16 protein-coding genes are annotated in these 15,948 nt (G+C 66.8%); 5 read left to right on the top strand and 11 right to left on the bottom strand.

Annotated features, from left to right (window positions below; genetic code table 11):
* Nucleotides 1–3: 3 nt before the first annotated feature.
* The 9 genes from VH569_RS06155 to VH569_RS06115 all read right to left on the bottom strand — a co-directional run bounded on the left by VH569_RS06155 (nucleotide 4) and on the right by VH569_RS06115 (nucleotide 8,961).
* Nucleotides 4–1,512 (bottom strand): AMP nucleosidase, encoded by a 1,509-nt coding sequence (locus VH569_RS06155; protein WP_423314588.1) that lies wholly within the window; start codon nucleotides 1,510–1,512, stop codon nucleotides 4–6.
* Between the two features lie 120 nt (nucleotides 1,513–1,632).
* Nucleotides 1,633–2,970 carry a signal recognition particle-docking protein FtsY gene (gene ftsY / locus VH569_RS06150; RefSeq protein ID WP_423314587.1) on the bottom strand — a complete coding sequence of 446 codons (1,338 nt, stop codon included), beginning with the start codon at nucleotides 2,968–2,970 and terminating at the stop codon, nucleotides 1,633–1,635.
* A 22-nt stretch (nucleotides 2,971–2,992) separates the two neighbouring features.
* A complete protein-coding gene (gene mtaB / locus VH569_RS06145) occupies nucleotides 2,993–4,261 on the bottom strand; it encodes a tRNA (N(6)-L-threonylcarbamoyladenosine(37)-C(2))-methylthiotransferase MtaB (RefSeq protein WP_423314586.1) in 1,269 nt (422 codons plus the stop codon).
* Nucleotides 4,251–4,532, bottom strand: a complete 282-nt coding sequence (locus tag VH569_RS06140; RefSeq protein WP_423314585.1) for a DUF2442 domain-containing protein — start codon at nucleotides 4,530–4,532, stop codon at nucleotides 4,251–4,253. The genes mtaB and VH569_RS06140 overlap by 11 nt, the downstream gene beginning before the upstream one ends.
* A 4-nt stretch (nucleotides 4,533–4,536) precedes the next feature.
* On the bottom strand, nucleotides 4,537–4,797 hold the full coding sequence (locus VH569_RS06135; protein ID WP_174471694.1) for a DUF4160 domain-containing protein: 261 nt from the start codon (nucleotides 4,795–4,797) through the stop codon (nucleotides 4,537–4,539).
* Nucleotides 4,790–5,641 carry a diaminopimelate epimerase gene (gene dapF / locus VH569_RS06130; protein WP_423314584.1) on the bottom strand — a complete coding sequence of 284 codons (852 nt, stop codon included), beginning with the start codon at nucleotides 5,639–5,641 and terminating at the stop codon, nucleotides 4,790–4,792. Before dapF ends, VH569_RS06135 begins: the two co-directional genes overlap by 8 nt.
* A 91-nt stretch (nucleotides 5,642–5,732) precedes the next feature.
* A complete protein-coding gene (locus VH569_RS06125) occupies nucleotides 5,733–6,161 on the bottom strand; it encodes a GtrA family protein (RefSeq protein WP_423314801.1) in 429 nt (142 codons plus the stop codon).
* On the bottom strand, nucleotides 6,161–7,234 hold the full coding sequence (locus VH569_RS06120; RefSeq protein WP_423314583.1) for a glycosyltransferase family 2 protein: 1,074 nt from the start codon (nucleotides 7,232–7,234) through the stop codon (nucleotides 6,161–6,163). The genes VH569_RS06125 and VH569_RS06120 overlap by 1 nt, the downstream gene beginning before the upstream one ends.
* Before the next feature lie 86 nt (nucleotides 7,235–7,320).
* Nucleotides 7,321–8,961, bottom strand: a complete 1,641-nt coding sequence (locus VH569_RS06115; protein ID WP_423314582.1) for a hypothetical protein — start codon at nucleotides 8,959–8,961, stop codon at nucleotides 7,321–7,323.
* Between the two features lie 403 nt (nucleotides 8,962–9,364).
* Here VH569_RS06115 and leuD point away from each other — a divergent pair, with 403 nt between their 5' ends.
* Both leuD and leuB read left to right on the top strand, forming a co-directional pair.
* A complete protein-coding gene (gene leuD, locus VH569_RS06110) occupies nucleotides 9,365–9,976 on the top strand; it encodes a 3-isopropylmalate dehydratase small subunit (protein ID WP_423314581.1) in 612 nt (203 codons plus the stop codon).
* A 71-nt stretch (nucleotides 9,977–10,047) separates the two neighbouring features.
* Nucleotides 10,048–11,163 carry a 3-isopropylmalate dehydrogenase gene (gene leuB / locus VH569_RS06105; protein ID WP_423314580.1) on the top strand — a complete coding sequence of 372 codons (1,116 nt, stop codon included), beginning with the start codon at nucleotides 10,048–10,050 and terminating at the stop codon, nucleotides 11,161–11,163.
* A gap of 105 nt (nucleotides 11,164–11,268) precedes the next feature.
* Here the strand turns inward: leuB and VH569_RS06100 are convergent, their stop codons facing one another.
* A complete protein-coding gene (locus VH569_RS06100) occupies nucleotides 11,269–11,559 on the bottom strand; it encodes a general stress protein (RefSeq protein ID WP_098740323.1) in 291 nt (96 codons plus the stop codon).
* Between the two features lie 526 nt (nucleotides 11,560–12,085).
* On the opposite strand from VH569_RS06100, the gene VH569_RS06095 reads away from it, so the two are divergent.
* Both VH569_RS06095 and VH569_RS06090 read left to right on the top strand, forming a co-directional pair.
* Entirely contained in the window at nucleotides 12,086–12,481 is a 396-nt protein-coding gene (locus VH569_RS06095) for a response regulator (RefSeq protein WP_423314579.1), read from the top strand.
* Nucleotides 12,482–12,517: 36 nt separating this feature from the next.
* Nucleotides 12,518–13,939 (top strand): hypothetical protein, encoded by a 1,422-nt coding sequence (locus tag VH569_RS06090; RefSeq protein ID WP_423314800.1) that lies wholly within the window; start codon nucleotides 12,518–12,520, stop codon nucleotides 13,937–13,939.
* A 28-nt stretch (nucleotides 13,940–13,967) separates the two neighbouring features.
* On the opposite strand, the gene VH569_RS06085 is transcribed toward VH569_RS06090, so the two are convergent.
* Nucleotides 13,968–14,837 carry an HpcH/HpaI aldolase/citrate lyase family protein gene (locus VH569_RS06085; RefSeq protein ID WP_423314578.1) on the bottom strand — a complete coding sequence of 290 codons (870 nt, stop codon included), beginning with the start codon at nucleotides 14,835–14,837 and terminating at the stop codon, nucleotides 13,968–13,970.
* A gap of 219 nt (nucleotides 14,838–15,056) precedes the next feature.
* On the opposite strand from VH569_RS06085, the gene pdxY reads away from it, so the two are divergent.
* Nucleotides 15,057–15,917 (top strand): pyridoxal kinase PdxY, encoded by an 861-nt coding sequence (gene pdxY, locus VH569_RS06080; protein WP_423314577.1) that lies wholly within the window; start codon nucleotides 15,057–15,059, stop codon nucleotides 15,915–15,917.
* Nucleotides 15,918–15,948 lie beyond the last annotated feature (31 nt).

Genomic DNA, 15,948 nt, shown 5'->3' with positions numbered 1-15,948 from the left:
TCGTTACTGGAACGCCACTTCCGCCAGGCTGCGCAGCTTGCGGGAGTGCAGCGTTTCCATTCCGTGCTCGCGCAGCAGTTCCATCGCCAGCACGCCGATCTTCAGATGCTGGTCGACCCGCTCCCGATAGAAGCGGTCGGCCATGCCCGGCAGCTTCAACTGCCCATGCATCGGCTTGTCCGACACGCACAGCAACGTCCCATACGGCACGCGGAAGCGGAAGCCGTTGGCGGCGATCGTCGCGCTTTCCATGTCCAGCGCGATGGCGCGGCTCTGGCTGAACCGCATCAGCGGCTCGCGGTGGTCGCGCAGTTCCCAGTTCCGGTTATCGATGGTCGCCACCGTGCCGGTGCGCATGATGCTCTTCAGGTCGAACCCCGACAGCCCGGTCACCCGCTCCACCGCCGTCTCCAGCGCCCGCTGAACTTCCGCCAGGGCCGGAACCGGCACCCACAGCGGCAGGTCGGCGTCCAGCACATGGTCCTCGCGGACATAGCCGTGCGCCAGCACGTAATCGCCCAGCCGCTGGGTGTGGCGCAGCCCGGCGCAGTGGCCCAGCATCAGCCAGGCATGCGGGCGCAGCACCGCGATGTGGTCGGTGATCGTCTTGGCGTTCGACGGACCGACGCCGATGTTCACCAGCGTGATGCCGTTGCCGTCCGGCCGTTTCAGGTGGTAGGCCGGCATCTGCGGCATCCGCATCAGCCTGGCCGCCGGGGCATCCACCGTGCCGCCCAGATTTTGGTTGGTGGTGACTATGTCGCCCGGCTCGACGAAGCTGTCATACTGCGCGCGGTAGGCAGCCAGATCGGCGTCGCCGGTCGGCTCCATGATCTCGCGCGACAGCCGGATGAACTCGTCCACATAGAACTGGTAGTTGGTGAACAGGACGAAGTTCTGGAAATGCTCCGGCGCGGTCGCCGTGTAGTGGCGCAGCCGGTGCAGCGAGAAATCCACCCGGGGAGCGGTGAACAGAGCCAGCGGCTTCACCGCGTCCGGCCCGCCGTCGAAGGTGCCGTTGACGATGGTGTCGTCCATCCGGGCCAGATCGGGCAGGTCGAACAGGTCGGGCAGCTTGGTCAGCCGGTCGGGCGGCAGGTCGCCTTCCACATACATGCCGTTGGGAAAGGCGAAGTGGATCGGGATCGCCTCCTCGCTGACGCCGACCTCCAGCGGGACGCTGTGGTTGCGCAGCAGAAGCGTGAACTGTTCCAGCAGATAGCGCTCGAACAGGTCGGGCCGCGTCACCGTGGTGGAATGGACGCCGACCCCCTCGACGAAGCCGTAGGACAGCCGGGTATCGACCGCGGCCCCCGACACGGCGGTCAGTCGCACATAGGGGTAGTAGGCCCGGTTCCGCCCGCCTTCCTCATCGCCCTGTGTATAGGCGGCGAAGCGGTCGCGCAGGTAGGCGGTGTTGCGCTCGTAAATGTCGCGCACGCAGGCCAGTGCTGCTTTGGCATCGGTGAAGCGCCCGGCCGAACCGGGCTGGAACGGGGCTTTATCAGTCATGTCGACAAAGATGGGGTACGAACGACCGGCTGGGAAGGCCGAATTTCGGCCAACCCCCGGTGCTTACCCATTCAGGCCGATGCAGCGCCATTCAGGCCCCGTCGGAGAGGCCCCCGTCGGTCAGTCGGCGCTCAAGCCCATCAGCGACTTGGCGAAGGCATCGGCATCGAACGGCCGCAGGTCGTAGACGCCCTCGCCGACGCCGATGGCATGGACCGGAATCTTGAACTTCTCGGCCAGCGAAACCAGCACGCCGCCGCGGGCGGAGCCGTCCAGCTTGGTCAGGATCAGGCCGTTGACGTTGACCATGTCGCGGAAGATCTCGACTTGGCTGTGCGCGTTCTGGCCGGTGGTGGCGTCCAGCGTCAGCAGGGTGGTGTGTGGCGCCGTCTCGTCCAGCTTCTTGATGACGCGGACGATCTTGCGCAGCTCTTCCATCAGGCCGGTCTTGTTCTGCAGCCGGCCGGCGGTGTCGACCAGCAGCACGTCGACGCCCTCGGCCTTCGCCCGCTCCATCGCGTCATAGGCAAGGCCGGCGGCATCCGCTCCGGTGTCGCGGGCGACGACCGGGCAGCCGGTGCGCTCGCCCCAGATCTTCAGCTGGCTGACCGCGGCGGCGCGGAAGGTGTCGCCGGCGGCCAGCATCACGCTCTTGCCTTCCGCCTTGAACTGCCGGGCCAGCTTGCCGATGGTCGTGGTCTTGCCGGTGCCGTTGACGCCGACGACCAGGATGACATGCGGCTTCAGCGCCGGGTCCAGCACCAGCGGCTTGGCGACGGGGGTGACGATCCTCGACACCTCGGCCGCGAGCGTGGTCTTGACCTCCTCCGGCGAGACCTCCTTGCCGAAGCGGGTGCGCGCCAGCTCCGCCGTCACCTTCGCCGCGGTGGCCGGGCCGAGGTCGGCGGTGATCAGCAACTCCTCCAACTCCTCCAGCGCCTCGTCGTCCAGCTTGCGCTTGGTGAAGATGCTGGTGATGCCGTCGGTCAGCTTGGACGAGGACTTGGACAGCCCTTCCTTCAGCTTGGCGAACCAGCCCTTCCTGGTCGGCGGCGCTTCCTCGGCGGCCACGACCGCAGTCGGGGTAGGAGCCGGCGGCAGTTCCGGAATGGGGTCCGGCTCCGGTGCCGGGGCAGCGGTGACCGGGGCAGGGACCTGAACGGGAGCGGGCGGCGGCTCGACCGGCGCAGCAGCCGTGACCGGCGCGACCGGAGCCTGTACGGCGGGGGCGGGCGATGCGTACGGCGGCTCGGCAGCCGGCGGGGCAGGCGCCAGTTCCGGCACCGGTTCGGTCTCCGGCTTGGGCGCAGGTGCGGCAGCAGGCGGCTCCGGCGCTTTTTCCGGCTCCGGTTCCGGCGCGGGGGTGGAAGACTCCAGGGTGACCGATTCGTCCTTTGCCGCCTCGTCCTTGGGCGCGGTCTCTTCGGGCTTCTTGCGGCCGAACCAGCGGAAAATCATGGAGTGTCCACTATAAGAGGGGTCAGAGCGGGGTGCCGGTCAGCACGCCGTCCTTGATGCCGGTGATGGCGGCGGGCACCAGCGAGCCGGGCGGGAAGATCCGGCCCAGGCGGATCGCGGCGAAATGCTCGGTGCGGCCCAGATCGTCCTTCTCCACCAGCACCGTGGCGGTGCGGCCGACCAAGCCTGCCAGGGTGCGGGCCTCCGCCGCTTCGCCGACGGCGCGCAGCCGGGCGGCGCGCTCCTTGCGGACGGCGCCGTCGACCTGCGGCATGCGGGCGGCCGGCGTGCCGGGGCGCGGGCTGTAGGGGAAGACATGCAGCCAGGTCAGGCCGCACTCCTCCACCAGCCGCATGGTGTTCTCGAACATCTCCTCGGTCTCCGTCGGGAAACCGGCGATGAAGTCGGCGCCGAACACAACGTCGGGGCGGACCGAACGGACCCGCTCGCAGAAGGCGATTGAATCGGCGCGGCCATGGCGGCGCTTCATCCGCTTCAGCACCATGTCGTCACCGGCCTGGAGCGACAGGTGCAGGTGCGGCATCAGGCGCGGCTCGGTCTCGATCAGGCGCCAGAGATCGTCGTCCATCTCGATGCAGTCGATGGAGGACAGGCGCAGCCGCGGCAGTTCCGGCACCAGCGCCAGCAGCCGGCGCACCATCTGCCCCAGCGACGGCGAGCCCGGCAGGTCGGGGCCGTAGCTGGTGATGTCGACGCCGGACAGCACCACCTCGTTGTAGCCGGCCTTCACCAGAGCCTGGACCTGCTCGACGATGCCGCCGATGGGAACCGAGCGCGACGGACCGCGGCCATAGGGGATGATGCAGAAGGTGCAGCGGTGGTCGCAGCCCTGCTGGACCTGCACGAAGGCGCGGGCGCGGTCCTCGAACCCGCCGATCAGGTGACCGGCGGTCTCCTTGACCGACATGATGTCGTTGACCAGCACCTTCTCGGCCGGCGGCAGGCCCCAGCTTTCCGGCTGGAGCTTTTCCTGGTTGCCCAAGACCTGATCGACCTCCGGCATCGCCGCGAAGCGCTGCGGGTCGATCTGCGCCGCGCAGCCGGTGACGACGATGCGGGCGTCCGGCCGCTCGCGGCGCAGCTTGCGGATGGTCTGGCGTGCCTGCCGTTCGGCTTCCGACGTCACGGCGCAGGTGTTGACGATCACGACGTCGTCCAGCCCGGCGCTGCGCACATGGTTGCGCATCACCTCGGACTCGTAGGTGTTCAGGCGGCAGCCGAAGGTGACGATCTCGGGGCCGTCGGTCTTCAGGACGACATCATCGGGCATGCTGAGCCCCTCCTACACCGGGCAGCGGCGCACCGGTAACCGACGAATATAGAACGGCAGGATCGAGATCGGCCCCGTTTGGCCAGACCACAGTCCCAAGCTCCGGGTCGACGCGAACCGCAGCGAAGGTCTCGGGTTCGCGCAGCACGGCAAACACTCCGGTGAAAGGAACCAGGGCGGACACGTCGACGCTACCCTCCACACCATCCTCGAATCGGAGGTGCAGGCGGTAGCCGTCGAGCGGCTTGGCGGCGACAATATCCTTCAGCATCGGTTCATTCCAGCGGAGCAATCTGAGTCAGAGGCGCATGCAGGCGTGCCAGTTCCCAGTCGTTCTTCAACTCTTCCCTATGTAGGGCAGCCCACTCCATGACAAGCCCCAAGGCTCTCGGGGAAAGTTCGCCTTCCATGATCCCAAGCGTTGTGATGTCGATCGCGGCTTTCTGGTTGCCATACCGCACATGGAAATGCGGAGGCGCGTGATCGTTGTAATACATGGCTATGATGATGCCGAAAAATCGGCAGATTTCAGGCATCGACCTGTCCGCCGGAAACCAGTTCGGCCGACAGGCGGCCGCTGAAGGCGAGCGCCACCGGGCCGGTCATCAGGACGCGGTCATCCTCGGTCCATTCGATGGTCAGGGTGCCGCCGTCCAGGATGATGTCGGCCTTGCGGTCGATCAGGCCGCGCCGCACCGCGGCGACCAGCGTGGCGCAGGAGCCCGACCCGCAGGCCTGGGTGATGCCGGCGCCCCGCTCCCACACCCGCATGCGGATGGCGGTGGGCGACAGCACCTGGGCGAATTCGATGTTGGCCCGCTCGGGGAAGGCCGGGTGGTTCTCGAAAACCGGACCGACTTCGTCCAGCGGCACCGCTTCGGCATCGTCGACGAAGAAGACGGCGTGCGGATTGCCCATGTTCACCGCGACCGGGGCGGCGAAACCGCCATGCTCGACCGTCTCGACCCGCAGCGTGTCGCTGGGCGCGGCCAGCGGAATCGCCGCCCAATCGAGGCGGGGCGCGCCCATGTCGACGGTGATGCGGCCATTGTCGGCGCGGCTTGCATGCAGCAGACCCGCGGCGGTCTGGAAGCTGGCACGGTCGCGCCCGCTTTCCTCCATCAGCAGCCAGCCGACGCAGCGCGACGCGTTGCCGCAGGCGGCGGCTTCGCTGCCGTCGGCGTTGCGGATGCGCATGAAGGCGTCGGCGCCCGGCGCGTCGGTCTTCTCCAGCACGATGAACTGGTCGCACCCGACGCCCATCCGGCGGTCGGCGATGGCGCGCACCTCCGCGCCCGAGGGGCGGTAGGATTCGGAACGGGCGTCGATCACGACGAAGTCGTTGCCGAGGCCGTGCATCTTCAGGAATTCGCGGGTCATGGCCGCCGTTATATGGCGAGCCGCGGGGATAAGTCCATAAGGCGCCGCGCAAGGCAGATTCGCGGGCGCCGCCACAGGGCGCGGCCCTTTGCTACGCCCCCTTGAACACCAGATGCTTCGACGCCGCGAAGTTGAAGAACATGCCGGCGATGGAGCCGGCGGCCACCGCCAGGAACGGGTGATCGGCGACCATCTGCACGCTCGATTCCAGCCCGACCGACACGCCGTAATTCACCACGCCGCCGATGGCGTTGGCGGCGATGAACTTGGCCCACTGGCGGTGCAGCGGTTCGTTCACAGCACCACGGAAGGTGAAGGCGCGGTTCAGCGCCCAGGTCGCCGTCGCCGCCGCGAAGAAGGACGGGATGCGGGCGGCGAAGAACTGGAGGCCCAGCGCCAGGCCGGCGTAGAGCACGACCGTGTCCACCACCAGCCCGACGATGCCGACCGCGCCGAACTTGGCGAACTGCACCCCCAGCCGGCCGAGCCGGCTGTCCAGCAATCTCGCGACCGATGCCATCACCGGCGCCCGTCCTCGCAGGTGCCGGCCCCGCGCTCCGCCGCCAGCGGCCGGTGGTGGCCCGGTGCGCGCAGCGACAGGTAGCTCATGCGCTTGGCCTCGCGGCGGCCATGGGTGACGGTGTCGAGGATCAGGCCGCAGGTCAGGCTGAGGAAGGCCAGCAGCATCAGCCCGGTGGCGAGCAGGGCGGTGGGGAAGCGTGGAACCAGCCCGGTCTGGAAATATGTCGCGATCACCGGCACGCCCAGGATCACCGACAGCAGCGCCAGCAGCCCGAAGGCGGCGGAGAAGAAGGGCAGGGGCCGCTCCTCCTTCACCAGGATGATGATGGTGCGCAGGATGCGGATGCCGTCGCGGATGGTGTTCAGCTTGCTGTGCGACCCCGGCGGACGGTCCTTGTAGGGGGTCTTCACCTCGGCAATCGGCATGCGCAGCTCCAGCGCATGGACGGTCAGCTCCGTTTCGGTCTCGAAACCGCTGGCCAGCGCCGGGAAGGACTTCACGAAGCGGCGGGAGAAGACGCGGTAGCCGGACAGCATGTCGCCGATGCGGCTGCCGAAGATCTTGGCGACCATGCCGGTCAGCACGAGGTTGCCGAAGCGGTGGCCGGGGCGGTAGGCGGCGACGATCTCCGTCACCCGCGCGCCGTTGACCATGTCCAGCTGCTCGTCCCACAGGCGACTGACCAGTTCCGGCGCGCTGGCGGCGTGATAGGTGTCGTCGCCATCGACCAGCACATACACGTCCGCCTCGATGTCGGCGAACATGCGGCGCATGACGTTGCCCTTGCCCTGCAACGGCTCGCTCCGGACCACGGCGCCCGCGGCACGCGCGACCTCCACCGTCCTGTCCTTCGAGTTGTTGTCGTAGACATAGACGATGGCGTCGGGCAGGGCCGCGCGGAAGTCCTGCACCACCTTGCCGATCGCCGCCTCCTCGTTATAGCAGGGGATCAGCACCGCAATGGTGGGAGCCGGGCCGACCGCCGCGGCCGCCGAAGGCGTTCCGGAAGCGCCGGCATCCGGGGTGAAGGCGGGGTGGTCGGCAGGGCGGCCGAGGGTCGATACGGTCATGGCGCTGGCTTCTGGCTGGAGACGGGACAGATCGGGCTGTCGTCAGATCGGGCTGTCTGCGGCGATAAACAGCACAAACGCCGCGATTATTCCACTGTCTCCCTTTTGCCGCCCTCGCGGTCAACGGCGCATAGGTTCAGGGTCTCCCCCAGATTGTTGGGGATCGGCCGGCAGCGCTGCGGGTCGAGCCGCAGGCCGAGCAGCTCCGCGGCCTTCGCCGCTCCGGGCGTGTCGGGAATCGTGCTCAGCATCAGGAAGGGGCCGCGGTGGGAGGCCACTTTGTCCTTCAGGATGGCGAGATAGCCGTTGCCGACCGAATCCGGTTGCAGGAAGTTGGACTGGATGCGCACGAAGGTGACCCGCGCCGGGAAGGACGGGATGACGTGCGAAATGGCCCAGTAGCCGGCCATCAGCACCATGGTGTCGTCCGCATCCGCGATGGCCGGCACCTCGGCCTCGACCCAGCGATCATCGGCGCCCGTTGGCCAGGCGACCCGCCCCCAGTCGGCCGGCTGCACCGTCAGCTGCACCACGGCCAGCACCACCACCACCAGCCCGATGCGCAGCCGGCGCGCCAGCGGCAGCAGCCCGACCGCCATCACCAGCGCCAGCGGCGCCAGCATCTCCAGCGGCACCAGATAGCGGTAGATGCAGAACATCGCCACCCACAGCGCGTAGGTGACGGTCATCGCCGCCAGCAGGAACCGCGTCGCCGGCACGGCGGTCAGCCACTCGTTCCGCTTTCCCAACATTCCCGTGACGGCCGCGCAGACGACTCCGACCGGCACCAGAACGAACAGAGCCAGCACCCGCAGGTCGAAGAACGGCACCTCGCCCACCGTCAGGGGGGAAAAGGTGAAGACGAAGGGGAAGAACAGCCGCTGCCACAGGCCGGGCGGGAAGAAGCTGACATTGACGTAATCGGACAGCGCGGCGAAGGGCGACTTGAAGATGTGGTTCATGTGCGGGAAGACCGGGTTCCCGTAATCGTGCCACAGATGCGCCATCCAGATGCCGCCGCCCAGCCCCAGCCCGGCCAGCACGCCGATGCCGAAGAAGAAGGCCAGCCACAGCCGGCGCCACGGCCGGGCTGGCAATGCCAGGAATCCCAGGCACAGCCCGACCGCATAGATCACCGTCGGGTTCTTCAGCCCCATCGCCGCCCCGGCCAGCAGCCCGGCTGCCGCGACCCGCGCGAAGCTGGGCAGCGGCCGGCCGTCGAGGATGCCGGGAAGGCTGCCGGCAATGACCGCCGCAGCGCCCAGCACGCCCAGGCTGACCACATTGTCCTGGAAGGTGGTGCCGATCAGACCCAGCGTTCCGCCACCCAGCCCGCCTGCGACGGCCAACGCCATGGCGATCAGCGTCCGTTTCAGGGCCGGAACGTTCCGGAGGGAAAATGATACCAGCAGATACAGCAGCAACAGGTTGATGCCCTGAAGCGTCCCCCACAGGAATCCGGCCGCTCGCGCCGGCAGATGGGTCGCCAGCCAATAGAAGGGCACGTCCAGGAAGGGGCTGTAGAAGGTCGGCATCTGGGCGGCCAGCAGATCGCGCCCGATCCGCCCGGTCAGCATCGCGTAGCCGTTGTACCAGTGGTAATTCCGCAGGTCCCAGTTCGCATCCATCCCGAAGGCCAGCGTCAGCAGCCCATAGGCCGGCGGCGCCAGCAGCAGGAAGGCGATGCCGATCAGGCGGGCGCTGCGGTCGTCGTCATGTGTCGGCATCGGATCGGGCGGGCCTTCTTTGGTTCGGGTGGGCCGTTCGCGTGGGCATGTCGGCTTGCTGGGCGACTTGGTAGGCGGGCGGGGCGTCCGCCGCAAGGGGTGGTCGCCCGTCCGCCGCCCGATGAACAGCAGGAACCTCGGCGCTATTCCCGCCCCGCGATTCCCCCGCGATCCGGACGCCGGTTCCGGTGCTGCGTTCCGGCACTCGCAATCGGGCCTGACTGCGACGATCCGCAACCCAATGCGCAACAATAATGCGCGCCGGTGCATTCGCGCATGCCTGTTCGCTCATTGCGTGCCGGGAAAAGGGCAAGCTTCCTCTGGCAATGGCTTGTTCGGTCTGCTATTCACCACGCTCTGCATGCGCACGCTTGCGCTTTCTTGCGCGACAGGATTTCTGGCGATGGAAAAGTTCACGGTTCTCACCGGCGTTGCGGCGCCGCTGCCGATGATCAACGTCGATACCGACATGATCATCCCGAAGCAGTTCCTGAAGACCATCAAGCGGACGGGGCTTGGCAAGCATCTGTTCGACGAGATGCGTTACACCCCGGACGGGCAGGAGATCCCGGACTTCGTCCTGAACAAGCCGGCCTACCGCAAGTCCAGCATCATGGTGGCGGGCGACAATTTCGGCTGCGGCTCGTCGCGCGAGCATGCGCCGTGGGCGTTGGCCGATTTCGGCATCCGCTGCATCATCGCCCCCAGCTTCGCCGACATCTTCTACAACAACTGTTTCAAGAACGGCATCCTGCCGATCAAGTTGCCGAAGGAGCAGGTCGACCTGCTGCTCGACGACGCGTCGCGCGGGTCGAACGCCGTCATCACGGTCGACCTTGAGAAGCAGACCATCACCGGCCCGGATGGCGGCACCATCTCCTTCGAGCTGGACCCCTTCCGCAAGCATTGCCTGCTGAACGGCCTGGACGACATCGGCCTGACCCTGCAGCAGGCGTCCCATATCGACGGGTATGAGGGCAAGCAGCGCGCGGGCCAGCCGTGGATGTGGGGCTGACCGCCCCATCCTCCCCCGATCCTCTTCAACTTCTGTCTTCTTGACGTCTGACATTTGGGAGTGCGCCCGCCATGGCCGCCAATAAGAAGCTTCTGTTCCTCCCCGGCGACGGTATCGGCCCGGAGGTGATGCGCCAGGTTCGCCGGGTCGTCGACTGGATGGACCGCAAGCGCAAGATCACCTTCGACGTGTCCGAAGGGCTGGTCGGCGGCGCGGCCATCGACGCCCATGGCGTTCCGCTGTCCGACGCCACCCTGGCCGAGGCGCTGGCGGTGGACGCGGTGATGCTGGGCGCCGTCGGCGGCCCGAAGTGGGACAACCCGACCGACTACACCAAGCGTCCGGAAGCCGGCCTGCTGACCCTGCGCAAGGAACTGGGCCTGTTCGCCAACCTGCGCCCGGCGGTGGTGTTCGACGCGCTGGTCGATGCCTCGACCCTGAAGGCCGACGTCATCCGCGGGCTGGACATCCTGATCGTGCGCGAACTGACCGGCGGCGTCTATTTCGGTGAGCCGCGCGGCATCACCGACATCGGCGACGGCGAGCGCCGCGGCGTGAACACCCAGGTCTACACCACCTCGGAAATCCGCCGCGTCGCCCGCGTCGCGTTCGAGCTGGCCCGCAAGCGCGGCAACAAGCTCTGCTCGATGGAAAAGGCGAACGTCATGGAGTCCGGCCTGCTGTGGCGGCAGGAAGTGACCAGGCTGCACGGGGAAGAGTTCCAGGACGTCGAGCTGAGCCACATGTACGCCGACAACGGCGCCATGCAGCTGCTGAAGAACCCGAAGCAGTTCGACGTGATCGTCACCGACAACCTGTTCGGCGACATCCTGTCGGACGAGGCGGCGATGATGACCGGCTCGCTCGGCATGCTGCCGTCGGCCTCGCTGGGTGCTCCGGATGCCGAGGGCAACCGCAAGGCGCTCTACGAACCGGTGCACGGGTCCGCCCCGGACATCGCCGGCCGCGATCTGGCCAACCCGTGTGCCACGCTGCTGTCCTTCGCGATGTGCCTGCGCTACTCGTTCAACCTGGACGAGGACGCCAAGCTGATCGAGCGGGCCATCCAGAACGTGCTGGGCGGCGGCATGCGCACGTCCGACATCATGGCTCCGGGCATGGCGCGCTGCTCCACCACCGTGATGGGCGACTCGATCCTGCGCGAGCTGGACAAGCTGGCCTCCTGACCGGTCACCCGGCAGCACTGCCGATTGCGCTGAAAGAAAAAGCCCCCGTCCGCAAGGACGGGGGCTTTTTCGTCTGCACGATACTCAACTCTTCACTCTCCCCGGTCAATCGCCTCCGGTCGGCCGGTCGGCCGTGCGGCCGCCATGGCTTGCCTGCCCGCCCTTGCGGCCGGCTTCGGCTGCCAGGGACGGGTTCTTGGAGAAGCTGCGCGAGGATGCGGGCACGCTGCGCCCGCCCTTGCGTCCCGCCTCTGCCGCGAGTTCCGGATTCTTTGAAAAGCTGCGTTTGTCGGCGGGTACGCTTTCACCGCCTTTGCTGGCGATCTGGCGTTGCCGATCCGGGTCCATCGACGCGAAGCCGCGGCCCGACGTACGATTGCTCTCTTTCGAGGCCATAACCAACCTCCGACTGTGCCTTGCTGAATCGACAACCAATCGGCCGGAGGGTGGTTCCCACTTCGACTTATAAAAACTGTCCTTATGGCCTGTGGAGTGAGGCGCCGGTTTGCCGGAACCTGTTTTTCGATCTACGGAAAAATTGTGCTAAGCTATTTCATTTTCACCTATGGGGGTGGTCCAAGGAATTTATCGCGCCTGAGGTGATATGAAGTGAATTAATGCGGGCACAGATGATGCGGACGCCAAGAAAAGACGGGAGAAATTATTTCTTGGTCTTAAAAAGATAACTTTGAATTATAGAAGCAACTCTGTGGCATTGAATTGCTTTTTATCGTGGATGACGCGTATGTTTGGTGAAGAAATTCCAATATCTTACACCGCAATTATTTGGGATATCTAAAAATCCAAAGTATTTTTTGGATTATCGATGGTTATATTAAGAAAGTGGCAATGCATGCCGGAGCCTGATTGCGGATGCGACGGATTCCATGCCGGGCCGGCTCCATGTGGACAGGAGGGGAAAATGCCAACCGTGCTTGTGGTTGACGATGATCTCACTCTGCGTTTGACGCTGCGTCGCCTCCTTGAAAAAGCCGGGGTGGAGGTTGTCGAAGCCGAGGATGGCCAGGAGGCCATGCGGCTGTTCCGGGCAAACCGGCCGGATCTGGTGATCTGCGATCTGGTGATGCCGTTTGCCGATGGTCTCCAGACCATCATGCGCATGCGGCGGTTGGCGCCTGCGGTCAAGATCATCGCCATTTCCAATGGCGGACGCAGCAAGGCAATGGACCTGCTGGCGGTCGCCCGGCAAATGGGCGCCGATCATGTGTTGGCGAAGCCGATTGAACGCAGCCACATCGATCTTATCGTCGATTTCTGCGGCCGCGGATCCGGTGGTCCCGCGCCGCGCACCCCCTGACGCGCCGGGAGTGGCGGGAGGAGTTGCGGTATCGTGATGCGGACGATCTCCTCCATGGGGCGTCTGCTGCGCCGGTGGTTCAGCCAGACCGGAGCAGCCGGTTCTTCGCCGAACGCTGCCGGCCTACCCAGCGGTGCCGGCAAACCGCCACCGGCATCGCCGCCGGAGAACGGAGAGGAACTGCGCGCCTTGGAACAGCGGCTGTGGCGGCTGCTGATGCAACCGGCGGTCGCCTCGACTGGCCGGGTTCACCTGCTCAATCTCGGCTTGATGCGGGATCGCCTGGGAACCGGCTGGCCTGCTCTGCGCCCGCGGGTTCTGGTTGCCGCGGATGCGATCATCGACCGTTGTCTCACCCGCAACGACATCCGCTTCAAAACAGAAAGCGACGATTTCATCCTGGTATTCGCGACGCTCGACCGGCACGCTGCCGATCTGGTCTGCGCAAGGATCGCACAGGAGCTGTTGCAGCTTTTTCTCGGTGACGACCGGTCGGCCGACCTGCGGATCTCGACCGCCGTTGGTGTGGCGGATGGGCAAATTCAGTTCGAGCATGCTCTTGCCAAGGTTCTGCTGGCGCAAGCGCGGCCGGACTCTGCAGCCGTTCGGTCGGCCGACGGTTCTCCGGCGATGTCCGGCCCAGGCATTCACGCTGACGACGGTGGCGGCAAGGTTCGGCCTGTCCTGCGTCAGTTGCAGCTCTCCCCCGAGGATGCCGGCCAGTTCGGCATTCGTTACCGGCCGGTCTGGGACATCGGCAAACTGGTCATCTCGACCTATATGGGCACGCCGGTACGCATCTTTCCCGACGGTTCCTTCCTGGAAGGAACGGCGGCGCTGAATTCCCTGACGGATCCCATGGAAATCCTGCGGCTCGATGCGGACGCGCTGGTCGAATCCGTGGAAATCCTGAACGGGCTGTTCCGCAACAGGTCGCGGCTGATGATGTCGGTGCCTGTCTGCTTCGAGACGCTGGCGGCCCGCCGCACCCGGCTTCCCTTCCTGGAGATCTGCCAGTCGATTCCCGACTATCTGCGCCGCTTTCTCATCTTCGAGCTCCTGCGCTTCCCGCCTGGGGTGCCGACCGGGCGGCTCAACGAACTGTTGCATGAGGTCAGGCCCTATTGCCGTTGGACCTTCATGCGGATCGAGTTCAAGTCGCAGAGCCTTTCCGGACTTTCCGGCAACGGCCTGAGCGGGATCACCATGGCGATGCCTGCAGACCGCTCGGCCGAAGCCCGGTTGATGGAGGAGATGAACGGCATCGTCACCGCGGCGGAACGCGCCGGCCTGATGATCTGCGTCGCCGGGCTGTCGACCACCAGCATGGTGGTGGCGGCGCGGGCATCGGGGGTCAGGCTGGTCGCCGGAAACCGCATCGGCCCGCCGCAAGACCGGCCGCGGTCGATGATCCGCTTCGACTGGCCCGACCTGTACCGCGATGGGGAGGAAGGGTGAAACTGTCCGTCAGACGGTTTGGCCCACCTCAGAGCGCGTCGATCGCCTCGGCCAGCGTCACCAGTCGGCGGGCGTTCTCGACATGCAGGTTCTCCACCAGCTTGCCGTCGACCAGCACCACACCTTTGCCGGCGGCCGCCGCCTCCGCATGGGCGGCGATGATGCGGTGGGCCTGGGCGATCTCATCGGCGTCGGGAGCGAAGGCGGCGTTGCAGGCGGCAATCGTCTTGGGGTGGATCAGCGTCTTGCCGTCGAAGCCCAGCTCGCGCCCCTGCCGGCAGGAGGCGGCGAAGCCGTCTTCGTCGTTCAGGTCCAGATGCACGCCGTCCAGCACCGCCAGCCCATAGGCCCGTGCCGCCAGCAGGCACAGCCCCAGGCTGGTGATCATCGGCAGCCGCTGCGCCGTGTGGGCGGCGTGCAGGTCCTTGGCGAGGTCCGAGGTGCCGAGCACAAGCCCGCCGACAGCGGGGGAGGCACCGGCGATCTCCTTGGCGTTCAGGATGCCGAGCGGCGTTTCCATCATGCACCAGATGGTCTGTCCGGCCGGCGCCCCGGCTGCACGCAGCACCGCCTCGGCCTGCCGCACCGCGTCGGCGCTCTCCACCTTCGGCAGCAGCACGGCATCGGCGCCGCTGGCCGCCGCCATGCGCAGATCGTCATAGCCCCAGGGCGTGTTCAGCCCGTTGACCCGGACGATCAGTTCCCGCCCGCCATAGCCGCCGGCGGCCAGCGCGCCGGCGATGGTGTCGCGCGCCGCCGCCTTGGCATCCGGGGCGACCGCATCCTCCAGATCCAGGATCAGCCCGTCCGCCGGCAGGCTGCGTCCCTTCTCCAGGGCGCGGGCGTTCGAGCCCGGCATGTAGAGCACGCTGCGGCGGGGGCGGATTGTGGTGGCCATGGCGGTGTCCCGGAACTGCGGATGATGGAAGGGGCCAGCTTTAGCCGCGCGCCCTGATCCTGTCCATGAGTCCTGTCCATGGGGCGACACCCGTGTGCCACACGGCCGCAGCATCCGCGTTCGCCGGGATTGGCGCATGGCAGCCATGCCGCGCTCCCCGCCCGTCGCCGCGGAGTCGGCGGCTTTACGCCCGGCGGAGCGTCGCTTACGCTTGCGGCCATGAAAAGCGTCCTCACCATCCAATCGCACGTCGCCTATGGCTATGTCGGCAACCGCGCCGCGGTGTTTCCGCTGCAGCGGCTGGGGATCGACGCCACGGCGGTGAACACCGTCCAGTTTTCCAACCACACCGGCTACGGCGCCTGGACCGGGCAGGTCTTCACGGCCGAGCATATCGCCGACATCGTCGACGGCATCGCCGCCCGCGGTGTGCTGCCGGCGCAGGATGCGGTGCTGTCCGGCTATATGGGCGCGGTCGAGCTGGGGCAGGTCATCGTCGAGACGGCGGCGCGGGTGAAGGCCGTCAATCCCAAGGCGATCTACTGCTGCGATCCGGTGATGGGCGATGTCGGCCGCGGTTTCTTCGTGCGTCCCGGCCTGCCGGAGTTCATCCGCGACCATGCAGTTCCCGCCGCCGACCTGATGACGCCGAACCAGTTCGAGCTGGAATATCTGACTGACCGCAAGGTGGCGACGCTGGACGATGCGCTGGCCGCCATTGCGGCGCTGCGGGCGCGCGGGCCGCGGCTGGTCCTGGTCACCAGCCTGACCCGCAGCGATGCCGATCCCGACAGCATCGAGATGCTGGTGGACGGCGCCGACGGCGCCTGGCTGGTGTCGACGCCGCGGCTGACCTTCGACCCGCCGCCCAACGGGTCGGGCGACGCGGTGGCGGCCCTGTTTCTTGCCCATTACCTGACCGCCTTCGACCCGGCCGATGCGCTGGAAAAGGCGGCGGCGGCGATCTTCGCCATCTTCGAGACGACGCAGCGGATAGGCACGCGCGAGCTTCAGCTGATCGCCGCGCAGGACGACTTCGTCAACCCGCCCCGGCGCTTCTCCGCAACGCGTTTGCGGTGAAGCGGCCTCGGGCCGCCCGCGGGAAAACGCC

This window comes from Azospirillum sp. 11R-A (genome assembly GCF_049472615.1).
Classification (GTDB): Bacteria; Pseudomonadota; Alphaproteobacteria; order Azospirillales; family Azospirillaceae; genus Azospirillum; species Azospirillum palustre.
This window is presented reverse-complemented; position numbering and strand designations above follow the sequence as displayed.

Excerpts from the sequence above, each read along its gene's own strand:
- VH569_RS06115 (WP_423314582.1), bottom strand. The coding sequence starts at position 8,961 with ATGCCGACACATGACGACGACCGCAGCGCCCGCCTGATCGGCATCGCC.
- VH569_RS06125 (WP_423314801.1), bottom strand. The coding sequence starts at position 6,161 with ATGGCATCGGTCGCGAGATTGCTGGACAGCCGGCTCGGCCGGCTGGGG.
- leuD (WP_423314581.1), top strand. The coding sequence starts at position 9,365 with ATGGAAAAGTTCACGGTTCTCACCGGCGTTGCGGCGCCGCTGCCGATG.
- dapF (WP_423314584.1), bottom strand. The coding sequence starts at position 5,641 with ATGACCCGCGAATTCCTGAAGATGCACGGCCTCGGCAACGACTTCGTC.
- VH569_RS06155 (WP_423314588.1), bottom strand. The coding sequence starts at position 1,512 with ATGACTGATAAAGCCCCGTTCCAGCCCGGTTCGGCCGGGCGCTTCACC.
- leuB (WP_423314580.1), top strand. The coding sequence starts at position 10,048 with ATGGCCGCCAATAAGAAGCTTCTGTTCCTCCCCGGCGACGGTATCGGC.
- mtaB (WP_423314586.1), bottom strand. The coding sequence starts at position 4,261 with ATGCCCGATGATGTCGTCCTGAAGACCGACGGCCCCGAGATCGTCACC.
- VH569_RS06140 (WP_423314585.1), bottom strand. The coding sequence starts at position 4,532 with ATGCTGAAGGATATTGTCGCCGCCAAGCCGCTCGACGGCTACCGCCTG.
- VH569_RS06095 (WP_423314579.1), top strand. The coding sequence starts at position 12,086 with ATGCCAACCGTGCTTGTGGTTGACGATGATCTCACTCTGCGTTTGACG.
- VH569_RS06135 (WP_174471694.1), bottom strand. The coding sequence starts at position 4,797 with ATGCCTGAAATCTGCCGATTTTTCGGCATCATCATAGCCATGTATTAC.
- VH569_RS06100 (WP_098740323.1), bottom strand. The coding sequence starts at position 11,559 with ATGGCCTCGAAAGAGAGCAATCGTACGTCGGGCCGCGGCTTCGCGTCG.
- pdxY (WP_423314577.1), top strand. The coding sequence starts at position 15,057 with ATGAAAAGCGTCCTCACCATCCAATCGCACGTCGCCTATGGCTATGTC.
- ftsY (WP_423314587.1), bottom strand. The coding sequence starts at position 2,970 with ATGATTTTCCGCTGGTTCGGCCGCAAGAAGCCCGAAGAGACCGCGCCC.
- VH569_RS06120 (WP_423314583.1), bottom strand. The coding sequence starts at position 7,234 with ATGACCGTATCGACCCTCGGCCGCCCTGCCGACCACCCCGCCTTCACC.
- VH569_RS06085 (WP_423314578.1), bottom strand. The coding sequence starts at position 14,837 with ATGGCCACCACAATCCGCCCCCGCCGCAGCGTGCTCTACATGCCGGGC.
- VH569_RS06090 (WP_423314800.1), top strand. The coding sequence starts at position 12,518 with ATGCGGACGATCTCCTCCATGGGGCGTCTGCTGCGCCGGTGGTTCAGC.